This is a genomic window from Mesorhizobium sp. M2A.F.Ca.ET.042.01.1.1 (genome assembly GCF_003997405.1).
Classification (GTDB): domain Bacteria; phylum Pseudomonadota; class Alphaproteobacteria; order Rhizobiales; family Rhizobiaceae; genus Mesorhizobium.
In genome coordinates, this window is record NZ_RZRX01000381.1 from 1 (window position 1) to 4,104 (window position 4,104).

A 4,104-nucleotide genomic window follows, 5' to 3' on the forward strand; every position below is an offset into this window, starting at 1 on the left:
GTCCGAAAAATTGTTCGTCGACGACGCCGTCATTCTCGACAAGCCGGTGAGCAACCGCGTGCGCTACACCGCCGAGCGCGGGCCGGCGATCGAGATGTCGTGGCAAGGCTTCAACGAGCTGGGCATCTGGTCCAAGCCCGGCGGCGCGCCTTTCCTGTGCATCGAGCCCTGGCACGGTATCGCCAGTCCCGCCGATTTCGACGGCGAGTTCGCCGACAAGCCGGGTGTCATGCTGATCGAACCGGGCGCCCGGCGCGTCCTGAGCTACCGGATCGGCCTCAGCCGGGAACTGTAGGGCATGGCATACGCCATCAAGACCGGGTCGAGGACACGCGGGCAAGAACGTTCGTCTTCACCGCCCAGAAGACCATGTATGGCGGCAAGCGCATTGCCGAAGGCGACGTCGTCTTCCTGTTCGCCAGCGAGAACGAAGGCGGGCAGGGGCTGATCGCGCGCGGCCTCGTGACCTCATCAGAGGCCACACCCAGGCATCCCGATCTCGAACGGCAGACGCCGCGGGTCAGTGTCTCAGTCCGCCGTACCGCCCTGGCGACGAAACGGCTGGGCCGCAATGAGCTCAAGCGCTTCAGAGACTGGAAGGACGGCCGGCCCGAGACCGAGCTCAATTTCAAATTCTACCGCCAGGCGACGAACAAGATCGTCGACATCTCGGACGCGACGGCGGCATTTCTCGAAGGGTTTTTCTAGCTCCGGTTTCTTCCGATGCTAGCCCTCCAAGCGCGGCTGTCGCACGATCGCAGCTATCGCGTTGACGAGAAGCCTCGAAGCGGTCAGCGCTGACAGGCCATCAATGTCAGCGGGAGGGTAGAACTCGACAAGGTCGAATCCAGCGATCCTGGCCCGCTTGCCGAGGCCCGCGATCAGGTCGATCGCTTGCGTGTAGGTGAGGCCGCCAGGCGTGCGCGCCGCCACGCCCGGCATGATCGAGGGATCGAGGCTGTCGCAGTCTAGGGTGACGACGACACGCGCTCCTTCCGGAATGTGGCGCAAAGCGGCTTCGACGCCATGGGCGTGAACTTCCCGCGCGGTGACGAAGCGGCTGCCATAGCGCCGCGCCGCTTCGATTTCGGCGGGACGTGCGCTGCCGACGCTGCGCAGGCCGACCTGCACCATGCCGGCGACATGCCGCATCTCGCTCGCCCGGCGCATCGGGCTTGAATAGCCGTAGCGTTCGCCATGCACCTCGTCACGCCAGTCGATATGGGCGTCGATCTGCAAGACCCAGACCGGCCCGTGTTCGCCAAAACCAGCAAGGAAGGGGATGGTGGCGGAACAATCGCTGCCGAGCAGGATCGGCACGGCCGCCATCAACAGCACCTCGCGCGTCTTCGCCTCGATCCGGCTCCTGTTGCCGGCATTGTCATGCATGGCTGTTGCGACATTGCCACCATCGACACAGCAGACCGGCCGGCCGGCGAACAGCGGACCACCGAGGTCGAAATCCCAGTGCTCCACGAGCGGGGCATCCTCCTGGCTCGCTCGGCGGATGGCGTCGGCGGCTGCCGAGGCATCGCCACCATTGTGCCCGCCGGGATAAGCGGTGCAGTGATCCGCCCCGAAAATCACCGCCCTGGGCAAGTGCCCGTCGGCGAGGCGATCGGGAAAGCCGAGAAAGGAAGCGGTCATTTTCTGGATGCTTTCGTTGTTGCGCCGCAGCGCGCGACAGTCTGGGGTAGGGTAGTTGCTTCGGCTGGGAGTTTTGCGACAATCCGCGTCTTAGGCAACAAGATGGGGCTGCAGCAATGAGGAGTGTTCTAATGCTTGCCAGTGTTGGTGTGCTCCTTGCCACCTTATCGCCTGTGACAGCCGTGGAGAAACTGCGCGCTTCGGACAAGGCGGCGCTTGCCGAATGCCTGAAATATGTCGGCGATTTTCAAGGTGGCGTTCCCGGCGTGAACGATACGACACCGGCGATTCACATCGACAACACCATCAAGCTCGCCAGACACGAGCCCGCCTCGTGCATCAACTACGTGACCGAGCTGTGCTCCTTCGAGAGCGATGACGGCCGCTCGCAGCTCGGATTGATCGATTGCGCGAACCGCGAGGTCAGCGTGTGGGAGGATCGTCTCAACACGACATATGCGGCGCTGATGGCCAAGGCCGCGCCCAAGGCTCGCGACGGCTACCGCAAGATGCAGCGCGCCTGGATCGCTTATCGCGACGCGCGATGCTCGGCGGAAGCGTCCGCCGAAACCGTCAACACCGATCGCCAGAACAACATCATGGTCAGCTGCGCGCTCGACGCGACGGCTCGGCAGGCGCTGATCCTCGATGATGAGTTGTCGGATCTGCAGTGATCGGGCTGCAAGGAAGGGCGGCCGGATTGAGATTGCGGCACAGCGCCATAAGTCGCATCGCCTTCAGCGGGTTCTCGACTATTTCGAGGGGGCGTAGCGGCAACGTTCCGATGGCTGCCAACGATGAAGGAAGGCGTCGCGAAAGGCATGGCATGCGCCAGAGGCGTGTTTGCAATGGAAGGTGACGGTGTGCGGATGCGCGACAGCTCCGTGCGGCTGGCGAGCAGGGCTATGTGGCATCGCGCTTTCGGCATCCCCCGTTGCCATATCAGAAAGCCGCATAAGATAGATTATGGAACTTGCGTATTACTCACTCCGAGAATTGCCGCGGCTCGCCATTGGCGCCATTGGCGACAAACTCTGTGGACTGCTGCGTGCGCCGCCTCGCGAATTCGGGCTACCAGCCAAACGCGCGAATGACGGGCTGCGACACCGACTGAGCAGCTGTCGCTATCACTCTGACTCATAAGGAATTTCAACCACCATGCCATCATAGGCCGGCACCACGTGCTCCGGCGTCTCGACCATCACCACGGCGTAGTCCAGCGGCACATGCATATGCGTCAGCACGGCCTTGTTCGGAGCCAGCCTTTCGATCCAGCCGAGCGCCTGGCCAAGCGACAGATGGCTGGGATGGGTGTTGTACTGCAGCGCGTCGATCACCAGCATGTCGAGGTCCAGCAACCGCTCGGCCGTGGCGGCCGGGAAGTCGCTGATATCCGGGCAGTAGGCAAGCCCGCCGATGCGGAAGCCCAGCGAAATGATGTCGCCATGGATCTGCGGCAGCGGCTCAAAGGTGAGGGCGCCCCCCTCGCCTTCGATCACCACCGGTCTCGCGTGATCGATGATATGGGCCTTGACGATCGGCGGATAGGCGCTGCCGGGCGGCGTCTCGAAGCAATAGCCGAAGGCCTGGCGCAGCCGCTCCATCGTCGGTTCGTCGGCGTGGATGTCGATCCTGTGCCGCTGGTCGTGCACAAAACCGCGCAGGTCATCGATGCCATGGATATGGTCGGCATGCGGATGGGTATAGACGACGGCGTCGATACGCCGGACCGAAGCCATCAGCATCTGCTGGCGGAAATCCGGTCCCGTGTCGATGACGACTGTGGTGCGCGCGCCATTGGTTGCAATCCGCTCGACCAGGGCCGCCGTGCGCATGCGCCGGTTCTTCGGATTCGCGGGATCGCAATTGCCCCAATCGCCGGTGATGCGCGGCGTGCCGGGCGATGAGCCGCAGCCAAGGATGGTGAAGCGCAGCCGGTCGCTCATGTCCGCGCCATGTCCGGACGCGGCATCTTTGTGAACAGCCTGAAGAAATTGCCGGTGGTGATATCGGCGATCTCGGTTTCGCTGACACCGATGGTCTCGGCAAGAACCTTCGCCGTGTTCGTGACATAGGCCGGTTCGTTGCGTTTCCCCCGGTGCGGGATCGGCGCGAGGTAGGGCGCGTCGGTCTCGACCAGCAGCCGGTCAGGCGGAACATCGGCTGCGATAGCGCGCAACTCGGGGGAATTCTTGAAGGTCAGGATGCCTGAGAAGGAGACATAGCCGCCCAGCGCCACGCCGACTTCGGCCAGCCTGCGTCCAGACGAAAAACAGTGCAGAATGAAGGGAAAGGCGCCCTTCCCTGTCTCGTCCTCGAGGATCGACGCCATGTCGTCGTCGGCATTGCGCGCATGGATGACCAACGGCAGGCCGGTCCGGCGCGCAGCGGCGATATGGGTGCGAAAACCTTGCGCCTGCGCATCGCGCGGCGCCTTGTCGTAATGGTAATCCAGCC

5 protein-coding genes and 1 pseudogene are annotated in these 4,104 nt (G+C 63.4%); 3 read left to right on the plus strand and 3 right to left on the minus strand.

Translation table 11 applies throughout. The annotated features are described in order from the left end of the window. Both EOA23_RS32190 and EOA23_RS32195 read left to right on the plus strand, forming a co-directional pair. Window positions 1-295: pseudogene (locus EOA23_RS32190) on the plus strand (aldose 1-epimerase family protein); the annotation flags it as partial. Between the two features lie 74 nt (window positions 296-369). Further along, window positions 370-708 (plus strand): hypothetical protein, encoded by a 339-nt coding sequence (locus EOA23_RS32195; RefSeq protein WP_245474416.1) that lies wholly within the window; start codon window positions 370-372, stop codon window positions 706-708. A gap of 18 nt (window positions 709-726) precedes the next feature. Here the strand turns inward: EOA23_RS32195 and EOA23_RS32200 are convergent, their stop codons facing one another. Then, window positions 727-1,647, minus strand: coding sequence for an agmatinase (locus EOA23_RS32200; RefSeq protein ID WP_127307047.1), 921 nt, complete (start codon window positions 1,645-1,647; stop codon window positions 727-729). 131 nt (window positions 1,648-1,778) lie between these two features. Here EOA23_RS32200 and EOA23_RS32205 point away from each other — a divergent pair, with 131 nt between their 5' ends. Beyond that, window positions 1,779-2,321 carry a lysozyme inhibitor LprI family protein gene (locus EOA23_RS32205; protein ID WP_189341792.1) on the plus strand — a complete coding sequence of 181 codons (543 nt, stop codon included), beginning with the start codon at window positions 1,779-1,781 and terminating at the stop codon, window positions 2,319-2,321. A gap of 453 nt (window positions 2,322-2,774) precedes the next feature. On the opposite strand, the gene EOA23_RS32210 is transcribed toward EOA23_RS32205, so the two are convergent. Both EOA23_RS32210 and EOA23_RS32215 read right to left on the minus strand, forming a co-directional pair. Continuing rightward, window positions 2,775-3,593, minus strand: a complete 819-nt coding sequence (locus EOA23_RS32210) for an MBL fold metallo-hydrolase (RefSeq protein ID WP_127307049.1) — start codon at window positions 3,591-3,593, stop codon at window positions 2,775-2,777. After that, a partial coding sequence (locus EOA23_RS32215) for a TatD family hydrolase (RefSeq protein WP_145966551.1) occupies window positions 3,590-4,104 on the minus strand: 515 nt, incomplete at its 5' end. The genes EOA23_RS32215 and EOA23_RS32210, both read right to left, overlap by 4 nt.